This is a genomic window from Proteus cibi, assembly GCF_003144405.1.
Taxonomy (GTDB): Bacteria; Pseudomonadota; Gammaproteobacteria; order Enterobacterales; family Enterobacteriaceae; genus Proteus; species Proteus cibi.
This window is the reverse complement of sequence record NZ_PENW01000011.1, coordinates 56,738-82,789: the sequence shown is the minus strand read 5'-3', so window position 1 is coordinate 82,789 and position 26,052 is coordinate 56,738. Positions and strand designations below refer to the sequence as shown.

Annotated in this window: 19 protein-coding genes; 8 read left to right on the top strand and 11 right to left on the bottom strand. The window is 38.1% G+C overall.

Annotated features, from left to right (window positions below; genetic code table 11):
* The first annotated feature begins 219 nt into the window (after positions 1–219).
* The 4 genes from DK865_RS07100 to DK865_RS07085 all read left to right on the top strand — a co-directional run bounded on the left by DK865_RS07100 (position 220) and on the right by DK865_RS07085 (position 6,462).
* Positions 220–996: a Slam-dependent surface lipoprotein gene (locus DK865_RS07100; protein WP_109391544.1), complete on the top strand. Its 777-nt coding sequence runs from the start codon at positions 220–222 to the stop codon at positions 994–996.
* A 184-nt stretch (positions 997–1,180) separates the two neighbouring features.
* Positions 1,181–2,545 carry a surface lipoprotein assembly modifier gene (locus DK865_RS07095; protein ID WP_109391543.1) on the top strand — a complete coding sequence of 455 codons (1,365 nt, stop codon included), beginning with the start codon at positions 1,181–1,183 and terminating at the stop codon, positions 2,543–2,545.
* A 41-nt stretch (positions 2,546–2,586) separates the two neighbouring features.
* Positions 2,587–5,634 carry a TonB-dependent receptor domain-containing protein gene (locus tag DK865_RS07090; RefSeq protein WP_109391542.1) on the top strand — a complete coding sequence of 1,016 codons (3,048 nt, stop codon included), beginning with the start codon at positions 2,587–2,589 and terminating at the stop codon, positions 5,632–5,634.
* Positions 5,635–5,661: 27 nt separating this feature from the next.
* Complete coding sequence (locus DK865_RS07085) at positions 5,662–6,462, top strand: energy transducer TonB (protein WP_023583360.1); 801 nt, start codon at positions 5,662–5,664, stop codon at positions 6,460–6,462.
* 60 nt (positions 6,463–6,522) lie between these two features.
* Here the strand turns inward: DK865_RS07085 and DK865_RS07080 are convergent, their stop codons facing one another.
* The 8 genes from DK865_RS07080 to rpmH all read right to left on the bottom strand — a co-directional run bounded on the left by DK865_RS07080 (position 6,523) and on the right by rpmH (position 14,482).
* Positions 6,523–8,484: a hypothetical protein gene (locus DK865_RS07080; RefSeq protein ID WP_194295183.1), complete on the bottom strand. Its 1,962-nt coding sequence runs from the start codon at positions 8,482–8,484 to the stop codon at positions 6,523–6,525.
* Between the two features lie 20 nt (positions 8,485–8,504).
* Positions 8,505–9,434, bottom strand: coding sequence for a metallophosphoesterase (locus DK865_RS07075; protein WP_109391541.1), 930 nt, complete (start codon positions 9,432–9,434; stop codon positions 8,505–8,507).
* Between the two features lie 298 nt (positions 9,435–9,732).
* The gene (locus DK865_RS07070; RefSeq protein ID WP_109391540.1) at positions 9,733–10,194 is read right to left on the bottom strand and encodes a DUF1097 domain-containing protein; all 462 of its coding nucleotides are present in this window, start codon (positions 10,192–10,194) and stop codon (positions 9,733–9,735) included.
* A 405-nt stretch (positions 10,195–10,599) separates the two neighbouring features.
* On the bottom strand, positions 10,600–11,964 hold the full coding sequence (gene mnmE / locus DK865_RS07065) for a tRNA uridine-5-carboxymethylaminomethyl(34) synthesis GTPase MnmE (RefSeq protein ID WP_023583363.1): 1,365 nt from the start codon (positions 11,962–11,964) through the stop codon (positions 10,600–10,602).
* Positions 11,965–12,094: 130 nt separating this feature from the next.
* Entirely contained in the window at positions 12,095–13,735 is a 1,641-nt protein-coding gene (gene yidC / locus DK865_RS07060; protein WP_023583364.1) for a membrane protein insertase YidC, read from the bottom strand.
* Positions 13,736–13,737: 2 nt separating this feature from the next.
* Positions 13,738–13,998: a membrane protein insertion efficiency factor YidD gene (yidD, locus tag DK865_RS07055; protein ID WP_036914520.1), complete on the bottom strand. Its 261-nt coding sequence runs from the start codon at positions 13,996–13,998 to the stop codon at positions 13,738–13,740.
* Entirely contained in the window at positions 13,962–14,321 is a 360-nt protein-coding gene (gene rnpA, locus DK865_RS07050) for a ribonuclease P protein component (protein ID WP_071788569.1), read from the bottom strand. The genes yidD and rnpA overlap by 37 nt, the downstream gene beginning before the upstream one ends.
* 17 nt (positions 14,322–14,338) lie before the next feature.
* Entirely contained in the window at positions 14,339–14,482 is a 144-nt protein-coding gene (rpmH, locus tag DK865_RS07045; protein ID WP_004246509.1) for a 50S ribosomal protein L34, read from the bottom strand.
* Positions 14,483–15,222: 740 nt separating this feature from the next.
* Here rpmH and dnaA point away from each other — a divergent pair.
* The 4 genes from dnaA to gyrB are packed head-to-tail and all read left to right on the top strand — an operon-like array spanning position 15,223 to position 21,266.
* Positions 15,223–16,623: a chromosomal replication initiator protein DnaA gene (gene dnaA, locus DK865_RS07040; RefSeq protein WP_036914526.1), complete on the top strand. Its 1,401-nt coding sequence runs from the start codon at positions 15,223–15,225 to the stop codon at positions 16,621–16,623.
* A gap of 4 nt (positions 16,624–16,627) precedes the next feature.
* On the top strand, positions 16,628–17,731 hold the full coding sequence (dnaN, locus tag DK865_RS07035; protein ID WP_023583366.1) for a DNA polymerase III subunit beta: 1,104 nt from the start codon (positions 16,628–16,630) through the stop codon (positions 17,729–17,731).
* A gap of 11 nt (positions 17,732–17,742) precedes the next feature.
* On the top strand, positions 17,743–18,831 hold the full coding sequence (recF, locus tag DK865_RS07030; RefSeq protein ID WP_023583367.1) for a DNA replication/repair protein RecF: 1,089 nt from the start codon (positions 17,743–17,745) through the stop codon (positions 18,829–18,831).
* A gap of 20 nt (positions 18,832–18,851) precedes the next feature.
* Positions 18,852–21,266 (top strand): DNA topoisomerase (ATP-hydrolyzing) subunit B, encoded by a 2,415-nt coding sequence (gene gyrB, locus DK865_RS07025; RefSeq protein WP_023583368.1) that lies wholly within the window; start codon positions 18,852–18,854, stop codon positions 21,264–21,266.
* 75 nt (positions 21,267–21,341) lie between these two features.
* Here gyrB and pepT read toward each other — a convergent pair whose 3' ends face one another.
* The 3 genes from pepT to asd all read right to left on the bottom strand — a co-directional run bounded on the left by pepT (position 21,342) and on the right by asd (position 25,735).
* Positions 21,342–22,580: a peptidase T gene (gene pepT / locus DK865_RS07020; RefSeq protein ID WP_194295184.1), complete on the bottom strand. Its 1,239-nt coding sequence runs from the start codon at positions 22,578–22,580 to the stop codon at positions 21,342–21,344.
* A gap of 38 nt (positions 22,581–22,618) precedes the next feature.
* On the bottom strand, positions 22,619–24,166 hold the full coding sequence (locus tag DK865_RS07015; protein WP_023583370.1) for an AbgT family transporter: 1,548 nt from the start codon (positions 24,164–24,166) through the stop codon (positions 22,619–22,621).
* A 462-nt stretch (positions 24,167–24,628) separates the two neighbouring features.
* Positions 24,629–25,735, bottom strand: coding sequence for an aspartate-semialdehyde dehydrogenase (gene asd / locus DK865_RS07010; RefSeq protein ID WP_023583371.1), 1,107 nt, complete (start codon positions 25,733–25,735; stop codon positions 24,629–24,631).
* Positions 25,736–26,052: the final 317 nt, after the last annotated feature.

Here is a 26,052-nt window from a genome sequence, read left to right as displayed (position 1 = left end):
TTTAATTCTCATAATATAAATAAGGTTAATTAAAATCTCTGTAATTAAAATGTGTTATTTACAAGGAAAGAGATTTATTTAATATTACCTACGCCAGAAACAGCAAGCTTTATATTCGTAAGTGAAGCTGTAAAGATAAAATATTAATATCTCTGTAAGTGGCTACTTGTTATTTATAATAAGTAGCCACACCCTTAAACTAATAATATGGAAGTTATTATGAAAAAACGTAATAAATTAGTCTGCGCATTATTTATATTAATGGGGACTCATGCTGTACAAGCTGAAATTCATTCTAATCAAAGCGGGTCATTAACTACCATGAGTGTAGGTCCGACTGATGAAATACAATATGGTCCTCATAAAACAGTGGCTGGCGAACCTGGTGTGGGTATTAGTAACATAGGAGGTGGGAAAAAAATTGGTTTTGCTTCTTTAGCGAGAGGTGTTGCTGATAGTAATGGTATTCATACTATTCAACCTAATAATACTCATAGAGATATGGGGATTTTTCACTTCGCTAAAATTACGGATGCCAATGTCTATTTTGGTGACTGGGCAAAAACAACATCAGCAACGGATGCAACACACCAAACCTATTATGTGGGTAAAGATGTGACAACCACATTACCAACAGATAGCGCGACTTATACGGTAACCGGTATTAGCCAATACAGCGGTAGTAATCTACTTTCAGGTACGTTTGATGTTGATTTTTCACAAAAGAAAATTGAAGGTTCATTGACGAATAGTCAACGTACGGTTGAGTTAGAAGGTGGAAATCTTTATACCGCCAATAACCAAGTGACGTTTTCTGCAGATGCAAAAGAAGGTACAACATCGGGGATTGTTGAAGGTGCCTTTTTTGGCGAAAGTGCCGAAGCGTTAGCGGGTATTGTGGTATTTAGTTCGGATCACACAAAAGATATCGGTTTTGGTGGTACGAAAGAGAGTAGTGAAAGTGAAGAAATAATAGCAAGCACGGATGCTTCTTAATTTTTTCAAAAATAATATTATAAATTTGTTTGGTAATACAATCGGTTAATTCTTTAAAAGTGGTATTAGTGGTCATTAAGCTAAATGTTAGCAACAGATAATCAGGTATAGGGTTATCTGTTTTTTTTTATCAAAAATAAACCGACCTTAAGGAATAGGTCGATTTTTATTATAAGGATATACCATGCGTTATTATCAAAAACGAATAAAATTATTTATTATCATTAGTGTGTTACTTGTTCCATTAAAAATAAACGCCAACGAAAATAATGCGATTTTATTCTCCTATTTTTCACCTCAACACCAAGTTGCACAAATAGGGCAACAACTTTATCGCGCTTTACAGCAACAGCAGTGGAAAAAGGCTGAAGAACTATTACTGAACTATCAACAATTACCTTTACATGAAACACTATTAATTGATTACGCTAAAGCGCTTTTAGCTCAAATAAAAGGCGATTTTTTAAACGCCGAATTTTATTATCAGCAGCAACTTAAACAAAAAGTCGATTTTATCCCAGCGCAAACAGGGTTAATTCAGCTTTATTTTCATTTACGAGAATATAAAAAAGCACAACGACAACTTAATCAATTGAGCAATGTGGTTGATTTACCTAAAGATATTATCCAATCTATTGCGTTTTATAGAGCTAAATTAGCCTCTTATTTTCAAGGCCAACGTTTCTATCAACTTAGTTTCTTTTATGATGATAATATTAATCACGCACCTGATTTAGCTGAAAAAATTGTCTCTCAATCTACTCAAAGAAAAATGACGCTAAGAGGTGCTAAACCCATTATATCAACAGGACTTGCTCATTATTTTTCTTTTTATCAGCCTTTTATTCTTTATTCTCACCATACTTTTTCTTCTTATACTTATGCACGATATATCGATTATCACTCTTACCGTAGTGCTAATTTTCTTGCGTTATATACCCAACTGGGCTATCGCTACCAAAAACCTCAATATCAATGGTCAATCACACCTTATTACGAAATAAAAAAAACACCAACTCAATATGAATATCAAGCCTGGGGAAGTGAAACACAATTTTCTTATTTGATTAATAAAAAGCAAACTATTAATTTAAGTTTGGATTATAAAATAAAGAAATATCAAGAAACGTTAAAGAATTTAAATACTCAGCGACTGAGTTATAGCACTAATCATAACTATTATTTAAATAATAGAGTGAATTTAGTTAATCAATTAAATTATCAATTAGGTCGTAAAAAAAACACTTTATTAAATTATCAGCTGTATGGTATAAAAAATGGCGTTTATTATCCATTGTCAGTAAATTGGCATATGTCTCTTTTTTTACAGTATCAATTTAAACAATTTAATAACTATAATCCTTTATTAAAAAAGAGAAGAAAAGACAATAGCTTTATTTTTACAACCAATATTAAAAATAAATCACCCTTTATTTTAGGGTTTTATCCCGCAATAGAGTTACGTTATACCCGAAGATTAAGCAATGTGGATTGGTTATATCAATATCAGCAACATGAAGTATTATTTAAATTAGAAAAACAATTTTAATTAAATAAATTACTTCCTTTATTAATTGAATAGGTCAAACAATGCATATCATGCTTTTTAAAAAGCGAAAAGTTGTTTCAATCTTCGTTTCTCTATCGCTATTTTCTCCTTGCTTTTATCTGCACGCCAAAGAAGATAAAACCGATCTTGGTCATATTCAGATTTCTGATAATAAAGAAAAAGAGACACAAGGTTATTCACAAGTTTATGAGAAAGATGTCTCTAATGTTTATTTAGGTAAAGCGCTATTAGAGCGTTATCAAGGTGTTTCTCCGGCTGATTTATTAAAAAGCGCCATTGGGGTTTATAGTGGTGAAGCGCGTAATGGTGGGGCACTTGATCCTAATATTCGCGGTATTCAAGGACAAGGGCGAATTCCTATTACTGTGGATGGGACCGAGCAAGCGATTACCGTTTATCGTGGGTATAGTGGTGCCTCTAATCGTAACTATATTGATTCTAATCTGATTAGTAGTATCTATATTGAAAAAGGTCCTTCATTAACCCCAGATATGAAAACAGGTATTGGTGGCGGTATTGCGATTAAAACCCTAGATATTCGCGATATTGTGCCTATGGGTGACTCTTTTGGGATTAATTTTAAAGGAGATATGAGTAATAACTCTACACGGTATAAAGAAGTTTATTTAAATATGCTAGAAGATTATCGAAAATATCCTCAATTTCATCATAAAGGAACAAAAATCAGTGATCCCGCTTTAGAAATAACACCGCAAAAAAATAAAGATTGGCGTTTTCATGATCATTCATTTCGCCTAGGTGTTGGGTTTGAAAAAGAAAAGTTTAATTTATTATTTGCCTATGCATTACGAGAAAAAGGAAATTACTTAGCAGGAAAAAGAAACACAAAAGCCTATCTAGAAACAGATAATATGAAATCCATTCATTCAAATGATTATAAAGTAAGATTGACACCTTATGTTCCATTTATTGCCCATATTTATCGCCCTGGTAATGAAGTACCGAATACATCCAGCCGTAATCGTTCTTTTTTAATTAAAGGGACATTATTTCCTGAATCAGCACACCGTTTTTCCATTAATTACCGATACACAGACTTATTGTTTGGCGATATTATGCCATTACGATTAGAGTGGGCTCGTTACGAAAAAAACTTAGTGACTCAATGGCCATTAGCAACGATTAATCAACAGGCGGGAATATTAACTTATCAATATAAACCAGAAGATAAACAAACCGATTTATTGTTACGGCTATGGGGTAATGTAACCTCTGGACATACCAATACTCGGGGAGGTGAACCAAGAGTACCCAAGAATATTGATTATAGTGATATGTTTTCATCTAACTTGGATTTAAAGACAGATATCCGTTTTATTGATACATCTTCTCTTTATCAAGAAAATAACCGTTATGGTATTGATTTATCTTCGATATTTAAATTATCACCCCAATTTTCTATTTCATTTTCTAGTAACTATCAATTTGAAAAATTAGATAGTGATGAATTGGAATTACCGACAGGTTTTGATTTTGTTACCTCAGGGCGAGCAGGGCAACGTCATGAAGTCAACTTAGCCCTTTCCACAGATTGGAAACCGCTTTCTTGGTTAGCCATTACTGCGGGGGGGAAATACCATTATTATCATTTAACAGATACTTTTTTAAATAATAAGCGACGGAATAACGTAAAAGGTTATGAAAAATCCCCTTCAATAAGAGGTTTTATTCTTCCTTATCGACGAACATTAACTGCGGAGGAATATTTATTATATAGAGCTTACCATCAGGTGGATGTAGAAAGCTTACCTGAAGAGCTTAAAAATTATCGACGTCATCCAGAAATAGATAAAAAAGTGCGTGAGTTTTTACTCTCTAAATTTGTTTATCCTGAATATGAAAAATTATCGCCTGAAATAAAAGAAAAGATTATTAATCATCATGAAGTTAATAAAACTCAAGTTCATATGATACAAGATGATTTTCTTCGTGATGAACAAGGAAATTTAAACATAAAATCTCCCCAAAAGCGCCCTATGATCACGGAGTATACCGCATTACTTTATGATAAAAATGGCGAATTAACTAAAAGCAATAATATTTTTTTAAACGGTTATCTTAATATCAATGAAAAAGTACCCGATCCAATTACAGGCAATTTAGTAAATAAATATGAAATGGGGGTAACAAATCCAATCCCTATTTATTTTTCTGATGATAAAGATAATTTCGCACAAGAACCCAGTTATCAGCATGGGGCATTTTCACCACTCATATCTGCGACGGTGTATGCTAACGAGATATTGCGCTTTTATGGACGTTATTCCGAGCAACTGCGTTTACCCAATTTATTTGAAGACACCAGTGGGTTATCAGGCTCTAAAGCCCGCTATTACGGCTTTAAATTAAAACCAGAACGAGCGAAGAGTACAGAGTTTGGTGTTGTGTTTGATTTGACCGATTGGCTTAATATCGAGCGCCATGCTGACGTTAAAATAAATTATTTTTATACCAATATTGAAAATGTGTTTGATAGAGATGCGAATTGGCAAATTAGGCAATTTGAAAAGCAAAAATTAGAAGGGTTGGAAGTTCAAGCACGTTTTGATAACGGTTTTATTTTTATGGATACAGCTTTAGTTTATAGCCATAAAAATAAGGTATGCGATAAAAATGCCTTTAGTCACTATGATCCTTTTGGTTTCTTAGGTATTAAAGAATGTATGACGGGGGGATATCCAGGTGGTTTTTTACGCACTTCTATTCAGCCTAAATATTCGATTAATTTACATTTAGGGACTCGTTGGCTAGAGAATAAATTAGAAATTGGCAGTCGTTGGCTCTATTCATCAGAAGTGGAAAATAAAGATGAAAAATGGCTAAAAGAAAAGTTACCAAGAGAAATGTATGGCAGAAATAATAACCCGATGCGTTGGGCAAAAGTCTTTACTGTTGATGCCTATATTAATTATCAATATAGCCCTAATTTATCGTTTGAAATAACCGGCAGTAATTTATTAAACGAATATTACATTGATCCATTAACGCGATCAGGTATGCCTGCACCCGGAAGAACGTTCCGATTAGGTGTGACTGCACAATTTTAATTAAAAGAGAGTAAGGAGCTTTTATTTATGTTGGCACTTTCTGTCAGGCATCCGCTTAATATTTATTATTGGTTAATGGGTATATCGTTAGTTTATATCGCCATATTAAGTTGGATGTTGCGTTCACTTTCTATGACAGAAAGTGCACACCATATTCATCAGCAACAAGAAAATACACTATCCGTTTACCAAGTGGTATTTTCACCTCCCCAACAATCGACGGTCGTGCCGGAGCCTTTAGTGGAAACGGTACCTCAAGAAACGCCGATTGTGTTACCCAGTGCCGAAAAAGGGGAATTTGTTGATGCTCCCAAGAAAATACCTGAAAAACCCAAAGAAAAGCCTATAGCTATAAAACCTAAACCAATAACATCAGTAAAAAAACAGGCAGTACAAGAAAAGGTAGAGCCGATAAAACAAACTGATTTAGAAAGCCAAATAACAAAAACGGCATCCGAAGCATCGGCGGAAAGCTTAACGCAGCATACGGCAAGTTCGTTAGCAGGAAGAAGCCATGCATTAAGTGAGAAAGGAATAGGGCAAGGTGAGTCTGATAATCACTATATAAGCGCATTACGTAGAGAAATCGAACGCCATAAACGTTATCCATCACAAGCACGTCGTATGCAGCATGAAGGTCAGGTGGTGGTGAGCTTTTCACTAACATCAGAAGGTGCGGTTTCAAAGGTTGAGATAGAAAATACTTCGGGTATCTCTTCTCTTGATAATGCGGCTGTTGCTGCGGTTAAACGCGTAAAACCTATCGGCCCTAAACCTGAAAGTGTATTGAATCCCCTTATTATCTCATTAGATTTTCAATTAAATTAATGAGATAACGAAAACACCTAAGCGTGATTTAGACTTAGATGTTTTTATTAAAATTGATGGCTAAACCAGTATGGTAATATCCGCTAATACAGTATTAGGTTTAGAAAAGTGCAAATAAAAATAAAGATTGGATTCGTTTTCCTGTGTGAATAAATAGTCTAATTCAAGTTGATAAGTACGAAAATAGGCTTTGTTATTTGTTACTGGATGATTAAGTAGCGGTGTTATTTTATAAACGATATTGTCCTGATGTAGACCAAGCGAAAATGTATTTGAAGCGACTAATGCACCATTTATGGCATTACCTGTTCGCACTGAAATTGAAAGTGATTGTTCACTTTCAATAGCGCACTGTAGTAACACTTCCATTTTTTGTGGATTATCTGTTTTTCCAATCGTTTCTTCAGAAGGTAAGCAAAAATAGGCTTCTTGATTTAACAAAATACAATTTTTACCTACCAGTATATCACTATAACCAAATTGGGCTTTACTCAATTGCGTATCAAGCCCATGATTTAAATCCAGTTCATAGCTTTTTTGGGGTATCAATCGCTGGTTTTCTGTTTCTAGTGTAAGGGAGGCATAACCGTCATAAAAACGAAATATCGGGGCCGATTCGGTTAGCCAAGCGCCAGAATCATCATGGCATTGCTTGCCATTATGTCGGCTTAAATAAAGATTTACGCCATTAAAACAGTAACCAGGAATATTGAGATAAGATTTGTTCTCTCTGCCGCCTTGACCAATGGTAAAGCTATTATTGTTTACATCATCTAGCACCATATAGTGTAATGCGCCCCAAGGCGTGTCAGAAATATAACGTACAGAAGGTAAAATTTGAGAGGGCGATAAATAGGCTTTGCTGCTATCTGGTGTAAAAAAGGTGTCTGTTTTTAATACATCTCGACCATCACCCGTTACACCATAACAGCCTTCATATTGAAAACTATCTGCTACTTTTTCAATACTTAAATAGTTGTGTTTAATACGAATAACGGCATCAATATGGGAATAGGTTTCGATACTCTGTAACATTGATGTTCGATGTAATATATCTTTGCCTATATCAAAATAAGCTTTGTAATAGCTGATTTTAGGATCATGGCTATAATCGTTTCCATATAACTCTAAGCTATTCCAATGAGAAAAAGGGGTGTTGAATTCGATTTCAAAACTCTTTTTTATCCAAGCCTGATAAAAAGATAATCCTGAGGTATAAACACCGGATAAAAAGGTATTACTTTTATTGTAATCATCTTTAAATACATCAGAGGTTTGCTGATAAATTGTAGTGTGAATAGCACCATTAAATTTATCTATACTTTCTCTTAATGTTTTTAGATTACTTTTAAAGTAATTATCACTTAACTCGAGTTTGTCTTTATTGGTGAGAATATCGTAGTGTGCCGCAACAAAAAGGGCGCAACAATGACAATAAAAAGGTAAGCCTGCTGATTGCGCTAAATTTAATACTAAGGGTTGTTGAGAAACAATGGTAGTAATCACATCATCAAAACGGCTGAGTACTTGTTCCCGTAAATCTTGTTTTTGTTGTGCTGAATAACGCATTGCAGGATCAAGATAACGAGTCAGTGAATCAGAAAATAGCTGATAAACATCCGCGATTCCTTCTGTGGTGAGTTTGATTATCTTAACGTTATTATCAGCGATTTTAGCGTCAATAATACGAGAGACATGTTCGATAATTTGATTAGCGAGCGAACTATCTTTCATATTTTTATTCATCAGACCAAAGAGTGCTGAGGTGATTTTTGATAATGCACCACCGACAACAGGAATTAAACCAATAACATGTCCGATGACGGTTTGCCCCACAATAAGGGGAGCATTTAGCGGATCTTGCTCATTAAATTTATCTACAATAGTTGGCAATACATTACTATTGCGGTTAATCATATCCAACATACCCTCTTGGAGTTCTTGGTAGTCGATACAGGTTAATGGCTGTGTTGCAGGTAGTGATGAAGGGCTAATGGCGACTTTTAATGGGTTTAAATGCATAACAAAGCTCCTTGTCTAAATCAGTTCCATTGTTCGATTAATTGAGGTTGTCCTGATAGTCCGTTATAAACCGCAATAGAGAGTTGTGAGCCATTAATTCCAACAGATAAGTAATCCCCTTTAAATAAAGCGCCACTGTTATAAACGGGAACATCTCCAAATATTTCACTACCACCATAACGGTTATCTTGCCCAACATAATGCGTATGGCCGACGAACACCGCTTTCACACCATAGTGCTCAAGCATATATTTAAATAATGAGAGTTCGTCTTGTGAAGAGTTTTCAGGAAAATGTTGGTTACCATCATGAAAGTTTAAAATAATGGTTTTATTGCGATTTCGTGCTTGGACTAAATCTTTTTCTAACCAATCAATAGAGTTTGTCACATTAATGGTTGATGCTGCCCAGTGATCGAGTACGACATGATAAGTGGGATAATTTTGTAATTGGACAAAATGAATATCGCCATATTCCCACGAATACGCTTTACTGCCTGAATATTCGCTACTGTCGTATCTAAAATTACCTGAAGTTGAGTAACCACGATATTCTTCAATACGATAATGCATATCAAATACCATGCCTCGCGCACAAGCATTCATACTTAAATCAGAATTACTGGGTTCTGAGCAATCACCCACGTTATTTTGATAATCGTGATTACCAAGACCAACATAAGTAATAAATCCTAAGGGGGAAGGACCAAAAAAAGAGCGAAAACTTTCACGTTGATAACGGCGACCAAATTCCGTTAAATCACCATTAATAATGCCAAAAGAAAAAGATTTCTCACGGTGTAATAATTGAATGCTATCCCTTACTTTTTTTATCGTTGATTCCCAACGAGATTGATCATCATTAGGATCATTATTATCTAAGTCTAGCCTCCAAGGCTGAGGATCTGACATCACGATAATATTGTAGTTTGTTGATTGTGTTGTATTCATATTTAATTTCCTTTTAAATGTGTTTTTCTCCCTTTAATTTTTGACGGAAATTTAAAATAACCACAATATTAAATATTGTTAGTTAACTATAATTTTAATAACAAAATTTTTTATTTTTATCATTTTAAATGACCAATATATGATTTTTTAAATATAAATTATCTTCTAATTAAAAATATCAATATTAGTGCTTATGGATATACCTTAGATTGATTTTAGATAATGTCTTTTGAGGCGATAAAAAAGCGGCTTTAGCATGACTAAACACCGCTTTTAGATTTGCGTTAGCATAAATAAATTACGCTGTTTTCGGCCATTTATTGGCAACCCAAAGCCCACTCATTTTCATCGAATAACCAAATAAAACGCCAACGATTAATGAAGGGATGGTTTGAGCTAAATCCCCTTGTGCTGCAAATATTGTACATGCCCCAATAAAGGTGCCGGGGATATAAGCAAGTAATGCACTTTTAGCTTGAATACACATCACAAAGGCAATAACACCTGTTACTGCATACCCAAAAAGAGATATATCATTAAAGACTTGGCTACCATAAATAATCGCCAATGCCCAAATTACGCCACTCATAATGGTAGCCATCGTAACGGCTAATCCTTTAATACCCTCTTTAGGATAAGCAAAATAGGCGGTACAACCTAAAAAGCCAGCCCAGCTTAATAAGTCAAATTGATTAGCAACAAATGCCCAAATGGCAGAAAGAATGCCTGTTGTCAGTGCAGTAAAGTAAAGCGTTCTCACGATAGACTCTTAATAAAAGGGGGATATTTACCCAGTTAACTAAAAACGAAGTTTAGCATTGCCATGAGTTGATTTACTATATTTAGATCATTAAAAAGCGCAATTAATATGCGTCTTTATGCGATATTTAAAATCTCTTTTTATTAGAGAAAATAAAAAGAGAAAGTAAACGTTTGCGTTATTGAAATAATTAGTTAATTAGTAAATAAATAAATTTTTCGATTTTTTCATCGAGATTACTAATAAATAATATGAATATAAAAGGTAAAAAGAAAATAAGTGAATGATTTTTAATTTTCTCATTCTTGAAAAATACGTTACCAAGTGCAATATCGACAGCTTATTATTTACCTGCTATAACCGTTAAAGGCATGTTCACACGTTATAGCAGGTAAATGTTAGTGATTACTTCCCAATACAGAAACTAGAGAAAATACGCCCTAATAAGTCATCAGAGGTAAATTCACCGGTGATCTCACTTAATGCTTGCTGAGCCAGTCTTAGCTCTTCTGCTAATAACTCACCTGATTTTGCATAAACCAGTTGCTCATGACCTTGCTGTAAATGTTCTGCTGCGGTATTTAAAGCTTGTAGGTGGCGACGGCGGGCTAAAAAACCCCCTTCGGTATTACTATTAAAACCCATCGCTTCTTTTAGGTGATCGCGTAGCAATTCAATACCCATTCCATCGCGTGCGGATAAGCGGATCATCGGGTAGTTACCTTGTGCCGTGATCTCGACATTTTCCCCTGTTAAATCTGATTTGTTACGAATAACAGTAACAGGCAAGGTATTTGGCAAACGTGCCATAAATTCAGGCCAGATATCTTCAGGTGTTGTTGCATCAGTCGTGGTGCTATCAACCATAAATAGCACTCTATCTGCTTGCTCAATCTCTTTCCAAGCGCGTTCAATACCAATGCGTTCCACTTCATCACTGGCTTCACGTAAACCGGCTGTATCGATAATATGTAAAGGCATACCATCAATATGAATATGTTCACGTAATACATCGCGTGTTGTACCCGCAATATCCGTGACAATGGCTGCTTCTCTGCCTGCTAATGCATTTAATAGGCTTGATTTACCTGCATTAGGACGACCAGCGATAACGACTTTCATTCCTTCACGTAACAGGCTACCTTGGCGAGCTTGAGCACGAACATCATCTAATTCAGCAATAACAGCATTGAGTTTTCCTTCGATGATCCCGTCAGAAAGAAAATCAATCTCTTCATCTGGAAAATCAATGGCGGCTTCAACATAGATACGTAAGTGAGTTAATGACTCTACCATTTCGTTAATGTGAGAGGAAAATGCACCTTGTAATGAATTAATCGCTGAACGTGCGGCTTGTTCTGAGCTGGCATCTATTAAATCGGCAATCGCTTCTGCTTGTGCTAAATCGAGTTTGTCATTTAAAAATGCACGTTCAGAAAATTCCCCTGGGTTTGCAATGCGCACACCGGGAATTTGTAAAATACGTTTTAGTAATAAATCCAGAATAACGGGACCACCATGACCTTGTAATTCTAGAACATCTTCGCCTGTAAATGAGTTTGGATTTGGGAAGAAAAGGGCGATACCCTGATCAAGTACTGAGTTGTCATCATTGCGAAATGGCAGGTAATCGGCATAACGAGGTTTAGGCAATTTGCCTAAAACAGTTTGTGCCACAAGTGCCGCTTTGGGACCTGAAACGCGTAGGATACCAACACCGCCTCTTCCAGGAGGTGTGGCCTGAGCGACGATAGTATCAGTGCTATGCATGGTGTACTCGCTTAATCAGAATAATCATATCAATATAAAAAACAGAAGGCGGTCTACAATGACCGCCTTCGCTATTTTATGTCACTTTCCTTTGAATGTAACCAAGGAAGAGGTTTTTCCTCATGTGACCTTATTTTTTGTCTCTACTGTGTAAGCCACGTTTTTCCAGACCGCGGTAAATTAACTGCTGCTGGATAATGGTCACTAAGTTACTGACGATATAGTACAGAACCAGACCTGATGGGAACCACAGGAAGAATACGGTAAATACAACCGGCATAAAGGTCATGATTTTTTGTTGCATCGGATCAGTCACTGCTGTCGGAGACAGTTTCTGAATGATGAACATTGTCACACCCATTAATAATGGCAGGATGTAGTACGGATCTTGCGCAGACAAGTCTTGGATCCATAACATGAATGGCGCATGACGTAATTCAACAGAGCCCATCAGCATATAATACAATGCAAGGAAGATTGGCATCTGGATAATCAGTGGTAAACAACCACCCAGAGGATTCACTTTCTCTTGTTTGTATAACGCCATCATTTCTTGGCTCATACGTTGTTTGTCATCACCAATACGTTCACGCAGTGCCGCCAGTTTTGGTTGCAGTAAACGCATTTTCGCCATGGAAGTGTATTGCGCTTTAGTCAGCGGATACATGATACCACGAACGATAAAGGTGATCATGATGATGGAGAAGCCCCAGTTACCGATAAAGCTGTGAAGGAATTTCAGCAGTTTAAACAGTGGCTGAGAGATAAACCATAACCAACCGTAGTCTACAGATAGGTCTAAATGTGGCGCAATGGCTGACATTTCTGACTGAATTTCAGGACCAACCCATAATGTTGAGCTGATATCAGCACTGCTATTGGGTGCAATTGTCACCGGTGCTGATTTATAACCTATCAGAGCAATAGATTTATTTTCTAAAGTGATTGAGTAGAAGCTATTGTTCTGACTCTCTTTAGAAGGAACCCATGCTGTTGCAAAGTACTGTTGTAACATTGCAACCCAACCATTATTGGTGGTTATAGATAAGTTTTTATCTTCGATATCACCAAAGCTATATTTTTTATAGTTGGTTTCATCTGATGAGTATGCCGCACCACGATAAGTGTGTAGCGCAAAGTTGCTGCTACCTGTATCACGGCTTTCTGGCAATTTAACAGATTGTTTTAACTGACCGTAGAAGTTCATGGTCAACGTTTTATCTGTTGTATTCTCAATTTTGTAATCAATACCGATATCGTACTGACCTTTCTTCAGAATGAAGGTTTTGACGAATTTTACGCCTTCTTCATTTACGAAAGTCATCGGCACGCGCAATTCATCTTGGTTTTCACCAAGTACGAATTCGTTTTTATCAGCACTATAAACTGGGCGTGATTTCTGATCTGGACCATCTGGGCCGATTAAGCCACTTTGAGCCTGATACAGGAATTGTGGTGTAGTTTCCAGTAAACGGAAAGGTGTAGTCGAATTAAGCTCGGCGGGATAGGCTAACAAATCAGCCTCATCGATAGTACCGCCCTGAGTATTGATACGAAGATCAAGTACGTCAGTTTTTACGGTAATCAATTTTGCCTGCTCATTGCTGTTACCAGTTACAGCAAGACTATCACTGCTTGGCACGTCCGCTTGTTGCGAGACCTGAGCGGTAGTGGTGGTGTTTTGTGAAACTTTATCACCCTCCCACTGCTGCCAGATCAGGAAAGAAACGAACAGCAAAGCGATGAATAGAAGATTGCGTTGCGAATCCATCGTTAATTTTCTCTGTTATCGTCGTTTTTTCTAGGTGGGACAGGATCATCACCACCTTCGTGTAAAGGGTGGCATTTTAATATGCGTTTCACTGTTAACCAACTACCTTTTATCATTCCAAACCTGCGCAATGCCTCAATTCCGTAATTAGAGCACGTAGGATTAAAACGACAACGAGGCCCCAACAGAGGACTAATCCCCAGTTGATAGCCCCTAATCAGCAAGATCAGGATTTTTGAGCCAAGCGACAATGACGACGCCATAATTTACCCAACACTTCCGTCAATTGATGGTTATCAAGTTCAGCAACCCCTTTTCTTACTAATAGCACAAAATCCATCGGCGGTAATTCATGCTGATGTAAACGAAAGTATTCACGGGCTAATCGTTTAATACGATTGCGCTCATGAGCACGTTTAACGTTTTTCTTTGCGATTGTTAGACCGATGCGGGGATGCCCCAGCTCATTCTGGCGACCCAAAATAGTAACTTCTGGTGAACTCGCACGTTGTGGTTGCTGGAAAACAAAATTGAAATGCTTGGGAGTTAACAAACGTAACTCCCTTGGAAAAGCGAGCTTAACCACGGAATGGTTAGCTTTTATTATTTCGAAGAAACGGTCAGACGAGCGCGGCCTTTCGCACGACGGCGAGCCAGAACCTGACGACCATTTTTAGTGGCCATACGAGCGCGGAAGCCGTGGTTACGGTTGCGCTTCAGTACAGACGGTTGAAAAGTGCGTTTCATGGCGATTTCTACCTACTTAATATAATTACTGATTCAGCAAATGCGTTGACAGACAGGCGTGCAATAAATAAACAAACCAGTACTTCAATCGCAGCATCAATGATGGAAAGATGCGGGATTGTAATAAAATCACTCAAATGCGTCAATGAAGATGACGCTTTAAGTACCGATTTTTGTCGTCTTTTTTAGCAAACCCGATAATCAATCCTGACTTATGCGCAACGAGTACGCTTATTCGTGACCTAAAAAAGGACTTAATAAGTGACTTTGTTGGTACAAGCACGCAGGGTGCAAGATTATACGGACTCATGGTGAAAGCGCAAGGATCTTTGGTGGATCAAATGAGAGATATTTGATCGCTTACTATAAGAACGGGATATTTATGCAAAGAGAAAGTTATCCCCAATTGCTATTTATAGGACGACTCAAGTACACTAGAACGCCTTTGCATATTTCATTTGGTGAATTATCGTAAATCAGCAAGCCTGTGGATAAAAACCATAAAAACTGTGCAAAAGAAAGAGGATCTTCGTTTCATTTTGCGATATGATCCCCCGTCACGATCAGAATAGCCAGTCTGCGATCGTGAGTCACGATGTAAAAAAATCGTTGTCACCAAGAGTTGTTCCTTATTAAGAATTGAAGAGGAACGGTGTTGTGCACTTTGTATTTAGGCACACAGTGTTTAACTGCATTTTTCCTGTTTATTTTTTAGTCTTGTTTTTTTAGGGGAGTCCGCCGTGTCACTTTCGCTTTGGCAGCATTGTCTTGCCCGATTGCAGGATGAGTTACCTGCCACTGAATTTAGTATGTGGATACGTCCCTTGCAGGCAGAACTAAGCGATAATACGCTGGCGCTGTATGCACCTAATCGTTTTGTTTTAGATTGGGTGAGAGAAAAATACATTAATAATATCAATGCATTATTAGTGGATTTTTGTGGCTCTGAAGTCCCTTCTTTACGTTTTGAAGTGGGAAATAAACCCGCATCAGCGCGTACTACGGAAAGTATTCCTAAAGCTGTTGTACATCCAACGGTAAATACAGTTCCAACACATAGTCAGCCTGTTCGCCCAAGTTGGGATAATCAACCTGCATCTCAACTGCCTGAACTTAATTATCGTTCTAACGTTAATCCCAAACATAAGTTTGATAATTTCGTTGAAGGTAAATCAAACCAGTTAGCAAGAGCGGCGGCAAGGCAAGTTGCTGATAACCCAGGTGGCGCTTATAACCCACTCTTTTTATATGGTGGAACAGGGCTAGGTAAAACGCACTTGTTACATGCAGTGGGTAACAGCATTATGGAACGCAAAGCGAATGCAAAAGTGGTTTATATGCATTCTGAACGTTTCGTACAAGATATGGTAAAAGCATTACAAAATAATGCGATAGAAGACTTTAAACGCTATTACCGTTCTGTGGATGCACTATTAATTGATGATATTCAATTTTTTGCCAATAAAGAGCGTTCACAAGAAGAATTTTTTCATACCTTTAACGCATTGTTAGAGGGTAATCAGCAAATTATTTTAACGTCAGACCGTTATCCTAAAGAGATAAATGGTGTTGAAGACAGATTAAAATCACGCTTTGGTTGGGGATTAACGGTGGCTATTGAGCCACCTGAACTTGAAACCCGAGTCGCGATTTTGATGAAAAAAGCGGATGAAAACCAAATACAGTTACCTGACGAAGTGGCCTTTTTTATTGCTAAAAGACTTCGTTCTAACGTCCGTGAGCTTGAAGGTGCATTAAACCGAGTGATTGCTAACGCAAACTTTACGGGTCGTGCAATTACGATTGACTTTGTACGTGAAGCATTACGTGATCTGCTCGCCTTGCAGGAAAAATTAGTCACTATTGATAATATTCAAAAAACGGTTGCTGAGTATTATAAAATTAAAGTCGCTGATTTACTGTCAAAGCGGCGATCTCGATCGGTTGCCCGTCCGAGGCAAATGGCAATGGCGCTGGCGAAGGAATTAACAAACCACAGCTTGCCTGAAATCGGGGATGCCTTTGGGGGTCGTGATCATACAACGGTACTTCATGCATGCCGAAAGATAGAGCAATTGCGTGAAGAAAGTCATGACATCAAAGAAGATTTTTCTAACTTAATCAGAACATTATCATCCTAGCGCTATGAAATTTATCATTGAACGTGAACAGCTTCTTAAGCCGCTACAACAAGTAAGTGGCCCTTTAGGTGGTCGTCCAACATTACCTATTTTAGGTAACCTATTGCTTAAGGTAACTGAAAATACCTTATCGTTAACGGGGACTGACCTTGAAATGGAGATGGTGGCAAGAGTTAATCTTAGCCAATCTCATGAAATTGGCGCCACAACTGTTCCTGCGCGTAAGTTTTTTGATATTTGGCGTGGGTTGCCAGAAGGGGCTGAAATCAGTGTTGAGCTTGATGGTGATCGCCTATTAGTGCGTTCAGGTCGTAGCCGTTTCTCCTTATCAACATTACCTGCATCTGATTTTCCTAATTTAGATGACTGGCAAAGTGAAGTCGAATTCACTTTACCTCAAGCAACATTAAAACGTCTGATTGAGTCCACTCAATTTTCAATGGCGCATCAAGATGTGCGTTATTATCTCAACGGAATGTTGTTTGAAACTGAAAATACAGAGTTACGCACCGTTGCAACAGATGGACACCGTCTCGCGGTATGTTCCATGGATATTGGACAATCTTTACCGGGACATTCTGTTATTGTGCCTCGCAAAGGTGTTATTGAATTGATGCGTTTACTTGATGGCGCAGGTGAAAGTTCACTGCAACTGCAAATCGGTAGTAACAATATACGTGCCCATGTGGGTGACTTTATTTTCACCTCGAAGCTGGTTGATGGTCGTTTCCCTGACTATCGTCGTGTATTACCGAAAAATCCGACAAAAACAGTGATTGCGGGTTGTGATATTCTTAAACAGGCATTTTCTCGGGCGGCAATCTTATCCAATGAAAAATTCCGTGGTGTGCGTATAAACCTTACCAACGGTCAATTGAAAATTACAGCAAACAACCCTGAACAAGAAGAAGCAGAAGAGATTGTTGATGTTCAATATCAAGGCGAAGAAATGGAGATTGGCTTTAATGTCAGTTACCTCCTTGATGTACTTAATACCTTGAAATGTGAAGAAGTTAAGCTTCTGCTAACAGATGCTGTTTCAAGTGTTCAAGTCGAGAATATGGCAAGTTCTGCGGCTGCTTATGTTGTTATGCCAATGCGTTTATAATAGTCACTAACATGATTTTATCCCGTTTATTGATCCGTCATTTTAGAAATATTGAACAGGCGGATCTGCCATTAGCGGATGGCTTTAATTTCCTTGTTGGGCCTAACGGGAGTGGTAAAACAAGTATACTTGAAGCGATTTACACGTTAGGTCATGGACGTGCATTTCGTAGTTCTCAAGCTAATCGTGTGATCCAGCATGATGAAAATGAATTTATTCTTCATGGACGCTTAAGTGGGCTAAATGAAGAGAGCCGTGGCTATGCGATTGGATTAAGTAAAGATCGCGAAGGCAATAGTACTGTTCGTATTGATGGTAGCGATGGTCATAAAATTGCAGAGTTAGCAAAATTATTACCCATGCAATTAATAACACCTGAAGGTTTTACCTTACTGAATGGTGGACCTAAATATCGTCGTGCTTTTATTGATTGGGGTTGTTTTCATAATGAACCTCGATTTTTTGCTGCATGGTCAGATTTAAAGCGTGTATTAAAACAACGAAATGCGGCACTGAGGCAAGCAACGTCTTATCGACAACTGATGCCTTGGGATAAAGAACTTATCTTATTAACAGAACAGATAAGTGAATGGCGAGCTCAATATGCCGAAGATATCGCTAAAGATATTGAAGAAACGTGTCGTCTGTTTTTGCCTGAGTTTTCGTTGAAAGTCAGCTTCCAACGGGGATGGGATAAAGAAACAGATTACGGTGAGTTGTTAGCACGTCAATTTGAACGTGATAAAATGTTAGCATATACCTCACTTGGTGCTCATAAAGCGGATTTACGTATTAGAGCAAATGGCACGCCAGTAGAAGATATGTTGTCACGAGGCCAGCTCAAGTTGTTGATGTGTGCTTTGAGGCTGGCACAAGGTGAATATTTCACTCGTAAGAATGGGCAAAGATGCCTGTATCTGCTCGATGATTTTGCTTCCGAATTAGATGCAAGTCGGCGTCAGTTGTTAGCCGAGCGTCTAAAGTCTACGCAAGCTCAAGTGTTTGTCAGTGCGATAACACAAGGGCAAGTGAAAGATATGCTAGATGTAAATAGCAGGCTATTTAGCGTAGAACGTGGCAAAATAGAGGTTAAACCATAGGAATAAAGCGAGAAACGTTGATGTCGAATACATATGACTCCTCAAGTATCAAAGTATTAAAAGGGCTGGATGCGGTGCGTAAGCGCCCGGGGATGTATATCGGGGATACAGATGATGGAACCGGTCTGCATCACATGGTCTTCGAGGTGGTCGACAACGCAATCGACGAAGCCCTCGCGGGTTTCTGTGATGAGATAATTGTCACTATCCATTCAGATAACTCCGTCTCTGTTCGAGATGATGGTCGTGGAATTCCAACCGGCATTCACCCAGAAGAGGGTGTCTCAGCGGCAGAGGTTATTATGACCGTTCTGCATGCGGGGGGTAAATTCGATGATAACTCCTATAAAGTCTCTGGTGGACTTCATGGTGTAGGGGTTTCTGTTGTTAATGCGTTGTCTGAAAAACTTGAACTGACAATCCATCGTGATGGAAATATCCATCAACAAATTTATCGTCATGGTGTGCCTGATGATCGCTTAAAAGTGATTGGCGATACTGAAAAATCAGGGACATTTGTACGCTTCTGGCCAAGCCTTGAAACTTTTAAAGGCGAAACTGAATTCCAGTATGACATTTTAGCAAAACGTCTTCGTGAGTTGTCATTCCTAAACTCGGGTGTTTCTATCCGTTTAATTGATAAACGTGATAACCGTGAAGATCATTTCCACTATGAAGGCGGTATTAAGGCATTTGTTGAATACTTAAGCCGTAATAAGACGCCTATTCATCCAAATCCATTCTATTTTTCAACAGAAAAAGATGGCATTGGTGTTGAAGTGGCGATGTCATGGAATGACGGTTTCCAAGAAAACGTGTATTGCTTTACCAACAATATTCCACAACGTGATGGTGGTACACACTTAGTGGGTTTCCGTACAGCAATGACGCGTACGTTAAACAACTATATGGATAAAGAAGGGTTTAATAAGAAATCGAAAATCAGTGCAACGGGTGATGATGCTCGTGAAGGTTTGATTGCGGTTATTTCTGTTAAAGTCCCTGATCCTAAATTCTCATCACAAACAAAAGATAAACTGGTCTCTTCAGAAGTGAAAACCGCGGTAGAAACGCTGATGAATGAGAAGCTGGTGGAATATCTGTTAGAAAATCCAAACGATGCGAAAATTGTTGTTGGTAAAATTATTGATGCTGCTCGTGCTCGTGAAGCCGCGCGTAAAGCTCGTGAGATGACTCGTCGTAAAGGCGCATTAGATTTAGGTGGTTTACCCGGTAAATTAGCGGACTGTTCTGAGCGTGATCCTGCTTTCTCTGAACTGTACTTAGTGGAAGGGGACTCTGCGGGCGGCTCTGCAAAACAAGGGCGTAACCGTAAAACACAGGCTATTCTTCCGTTAAAAGGTAAAATCCTCAACGTTGAGAAAGCGCGTTTTGATAAAATGTTAGCTTCTCAAGAAGTTGCAACGTTAATCACTGCGTTAGGTTGTGGTATTGGTCGTGATGAATATAACCCAGATAAACTGCGTTATCATAGCATTATCATCATGACGGATGCGGACGTCGATGGTTCTCACATTCGTACTCTATTACTGACATTCTTCTATCGTCAAATGCCAGAAATTATTGAACGTGGTCATATCTTTATTGCTCAGCCACCACTTTACAAAGTGAAAAAAGGGAAACAAGAGCAATACATCAAAGATGACGACGCAATGGATGAATATCTGATGTCGATCGCGCTTGATGGTGCCGCACTTTATGTGAGTGAACACGCACCCGCAATGCACGGTGAACAACTTGAAAAACTGGTTGTTGATTACCATGCAGCGCACAAGATCATTCGTCGTATGGAGCGTATCTACCCACTTAGCATGTTAAACAGCTTGGTATATCACTCAACGCTGACAGAAAATGCGTTATCTGATAAAGCTCAGGTTGAAGAATGGATGAGTGGTTTGGTTAACCGTTTAAACGAAGCGGAAGATCAAGGCAGTACTTATAGCTACACTATTGTTCAAAACGATGAAAATCGCCTATTCGAACCTGTATTGCGTATTCGTACTTATGGTGTGGATACAGATTACAAACTAGATTATGACTTTATCCATAGTAGCGAATATCAGCGCATTACGCATTTAGGTGACATTATTGGTAACCTAATTGAAGAAGGTGCGTTTATTGAGCGTGGAGAGCGTCGTCAGCCAATTTCAAGCTTTGAAGAAGCACTTGAGTGGTTAACAAAAGAATCACGTCGTGGCCTTGCTGTACAGCGTTATAAAGGTCTTGGTGAAATGAACCCAGAGCAGTTATGGGAAACGACCATGAACCCAGATACACGTCGTATGATGCAAGTCACTGTCAAAGATGCGATCGCAACCGATGAGCTATTTACTACGCTAATGGGCGATGCGGTTGAACCTCGCCGTGCCTTTATCGAAGAAAATGCGCTGAAAGCGGCAAATATTGATATCTAGTTTTATACTGAATTAGATAAAAAAAGCGGAGTCGTGAAAACGACTCCGCTTTTTTATTGGTTACAACAATCACGCTTATCCGCGTTGTCCGATCAAACGGCACAGCATTTCTGTTACTAAATAGCTTTTCTCAAATGAGCTAACAGGTAAGAACTCAAAGCGAGAGTGGAAATTCAACGCACCCGTAAAATAGTTTGGTGTGAGTAAGCCTCTTGCTGAAAGTGCAGAGCCGTCTGTACCTCCTCGCATTGGGATCACATTAGGTTGAATATCTAATCGTTTTAATGCTTCAAAAATAAGTTCGATAGCCGTGCGATCTTCCCCAATCGAATCACTGATATTGCTATACACATCGACAATCTCATAGTCGATTTGTGCACGAGGATGTCGAGTACGCATTAACTCAACAGACTGTGCAATATATTGTTTACGGGCTTCATAGCTCTTCTTATCAAAATCACGAATAGCCATTTTAATCACTGCATTATCGGGGTTGGCGATTAAATCCGTGACATAGAAATAACCTTCACGATGTTCTGTGTGTTCTGGGGTATCAAAGCGATCAAAGCAGCCAATAAAATCATGCGCGACACGGATTGGATTTAACAATACGTTTTTCGCGGACATTGGGTGTGCAGTAATACCTTTTACAGACACGTTAATCGATGCTGCATTAAAGGTTTCATATACGACCTCTCCTAATGCACAGCAATCAATGGTGTAAGCAAAATCAACGTTGAAGCGAGATAAATCCATTAATTTAGAACCGCGTAATCCGATTTCTTCATCCGGTACAAACGCAACATAGATATCACCACAATCAAAATCAGCATGTTGAAGTTTATCCATTAACTCCATAATAACGGTGATCGCCGCTTTATTATCAGCACCTAATACGCTTGTACCATCACTGAAGATAATCTCTTCGCCAATGTAAGGTTCAGCTTCAGGATGTTCTTGAGCTTTAAACCAGACATTTTTTTCTTTGTTTAAGCAGAGATCTTTCCCTTCATAACGCAGTGTTTGAGGGTGAATGTCAGGTGAAATGCCCACATCAACGGTATCAAGGTGAGCAACAAACCCCACTTTTTTGGCATTAGGTTTAGTACCTGGTCTCATCGCATATAAAATAGCATGAGAATCGATATAGATATCTTTGAGTCCGTAAGTTTCCAGCTCTTTAGCCAGCAATTTTGCTAACTCAAGTTGTCCTTGGGTGCTGGGTACTACAGAAGCTGATGCATCACTTTGGCTTTCAATTGCCAGATAACGGAAGAAACGCTGTTCTAACTTTTGACCTAGGGTGTTCATTATAATGTTGTTCCTAATACAGTTGTTTTTATAAGCCTGAGTTATGATGCCGGTTGCCATGTATATCCACTGTCAAAGCCAAGAGGAATATCAAGTCCCCAGAAGATAAACAGTGTAGTCGTTAATACAATAAGCAAGCCAATAGTGAAAGGGATCATCATTGAGCACAGTGTACCGATACCCGCCCCTTTATAGTATTTTTGGCAATACATTAAAATCAGGGGATAGAATGGGAACATTGGTGTACTCACATTCATTGCGGAATCACTGACACGGAACGCAGCTTGCGTTAATTCAGGTGAAATTCCGACGGCCATTAACATTGGCACTAATACCGGTGCAATAACAGCCCATTTCGATGTTGCTGAGGTGATCATGATATTTAAAATCGCCGTCAGCAAAATGACACCTAATACCGTCATACCAGAAGGCATATTAAGCGTACGCAGTAACTCTGCACCCGATAACGCCAATAAAGTTCCTAAATTCGAGTGTTGGAAAGAGTAAAGGAACTGAGCTGCAAAAAAGGCAAAAACAATAAAGGGGATCAGCGATTTCGTAATATTTTCCATTGCTTTGACAATATCTTTTGTGGAAGCAAAAGATTTGGTCATATAGCCATAGATTAAACCGGGTACCGAGAAGAAGATAAACAGTAAAGGCACCACAATTTGCATAATTGGGGCTTTAGGGCTGGTTAGACTGCCTTCTGGTGAACGTAATGGTGAGGTTTCTGGGAATAACAGTGCAAATAAACCCATTCCCATCAGCACCACAGCCCAACCGGCAAAACGGAATGCGCGTTTTTCTATTGGGGTGATTTCACCTAACTCTGCATCTTTGGTATCAATGCCAGAAGAGACCGGGCAGTTTTTATTTAACCAAGGTTCTACAATTTTTTCAGTGATATACCAACAAGTTAAAATAACGCCAAACGTTCCGCCTACGCTAAAAAAGTAGTTACATAAAACGTTAACGCTATATCCCGGCGCCATAATTTGCGCTGCTTCTTGAGTAAAGCTTTGCATTATTGGATCAATAATTGATGGTGTATAACTTGCTGTAAATCCACCGGCTAATCCTGCAAATGAGGCGGCGATACCCGCTAAAGGGTGACGACCACTGGCATAGAACATCATCGCAGAGACTGGCATAAGAATAACGTAAGCTGAGTCGGAAGCGAGGTGCGCAACAATACCAACAAACACTACCGTTGGTGTCAGCATTTTAGGGGAAATAAACGAAAGCATTTTTTTTAAAGCTGTTTTAATAAACCCGCTACTTTCTGCAATACCGATCCCTAATGTTGCAACAATTGTTATTCCAAGTGGAGGAAAGCTAATGAAATTTTTTACCGCACTTGTCACAAATAATATGATCTCTTCATATTGAAACATATTAATAACGGCGATTTTCTCTTTAGTAACTGGATGGAAATAATCAAAATGCACAAAAGAGAGGAAAAATGAAAATATCCAGCAGATCACTAAGGCGTAAACGAACAACATAGTAACATCAGGCATGATATTACCAATGCGTTCGACTCGGTTTAAAAAACCTTTTTTATTGGGTTGTGTTTGTGTTGTCATATTTATAATGCATCTTTTTATAAAAGTAATAAAAATCACCTTAAATAAATGACAGCGCAAAGTAAATTTATTTTTAAATAATAAGTAGTTACCGCAATTTTAATGAAAGAAAGAGAAAAGGAATAATATATTAGAAATTATTATATTTAGATTTTTGTCGCCATTATTTTTCAGTTGTTAAAAAATGCTTTATTTATTTTTAAACTCTGTTTTGAATAAAAACAGGTGGATTATGCTGAATAATCTGCTTGAATTCTTTAGCGTTATTTTTGAAAGTATTGTAGAAAACGTATTCTATACAGAGCCATAAAATTAAAAATAAATAAAATATGAAAAATTAAAAAATAGTTTTATGAGAAAAAAAGGAAAGTGAAATAAGAAATGGCGCTAATAGCTATTGAGAATAAGAATACCAACCATTTCTATTTTCTAAAAATGGTCGATATTCATAAATAATAAAGATTAACGCAGAATATTCAGCATACGGCGTAAAGGCTCTGCTGCACCCCATAACAGTTGGTCACCCACTGTAAAGGCTGAAATAAATTCAGGACCCATATTCAGTTTACGAATACGACCTACTGGTGTGCTCAATGTACCCGTGACTGCGGCAGGTGTTAATTCACGCATCGTTAATTCACGATCATTAGGAATGACTTTTACCCAGTCATTATGGCTTGCGAGTAACTGCTCAATTTCAGTAACGGGTAAGTCTTTCTTCAGTTTTAAGGTGAATGCTTGGCTATGGCAACGTAACGCACCAATACGAACGCAAAGACCATCGACAGGAATGATATTTGAACCTGTATTTAGGATCTTGTTAGTTTCAGCTTGTCCTTTCCACTCTTCACGGCTTTGACCGTTTTCTAATTGTTTATCAATCCAAGGGATCAAGCTACCAGCAAGAGGAACACCAAATTGTTCAGTCGGCATCGCTCCACTGCGTGTAAAGTGAGTGACTTTACGTTCAATATCTAAGATTGCAGATGCTGGGTTTTCTAGCTCTTTAACCACTTGATTATGTAAAGAGCCCATCTGTGACAGTAACTCTCTCATATGGCGAGCACCCGCCCCAGAAGCGGCTTGATAAGTCGATACGCTTGCCCATTCCACTAAATTGTGAGTAAACAGTCCACCTAATGACATCAGCATTAAACTAACGGTGCAGTTACCGCCAACAAAGGCTTTAATACCTTTATTTAAGCTGTCTTGAATATGCTGTCCATTAACAGGATCGAGAATAATAACAGCATCATCATTCATACGCAGTGCTGATGCGGCATCAATCCAATAACCTTGCCAACCTGCTTGGCGAAGTTTCGGATAGATTTCATTAGTGTAGTCACCACCTTGGCAACTAATAATAATATCGAGTGATGCTAAGGTATCAATGTCATAAGCATCTTGCAGAGTGCTACGGTGATGACCATAAGCGGGTGCTGCTTCACCTAATTGAGATGTGGTGAAGAAAACAGGGTTTATCCCATCAAAATCGCGTTCTTCAACCATTCTTTGCATTAAAACGGAGCCGACCATACCACGCCAGCCCACAAAACCAACATTTTTCATTGTAATTACCCTGTCTTTATCTGTAGGAATAGTGAGAGACCTCACACTAACCTGACAAAATATAGAGATAGGTGCAAGTTAATTTATTGATTATTTACCAAAGAATTAGAAGTGTTTCTTATAGTCTTCGTAGAGTTAACAAAAGAAAGCCACAGAACGAACAAATATCAATGAGTTGTTAAAAAAGAAAAATAGAAAACATAAAAGTGTAAGAATATTCTGCTATATCTTATTTTCTTTTTTAGGATAAATAAAAATATATTCTTGTTTAAGAAAATAGAGTAAAAATAGAAAAATGTAAAATAGTGTAATATATA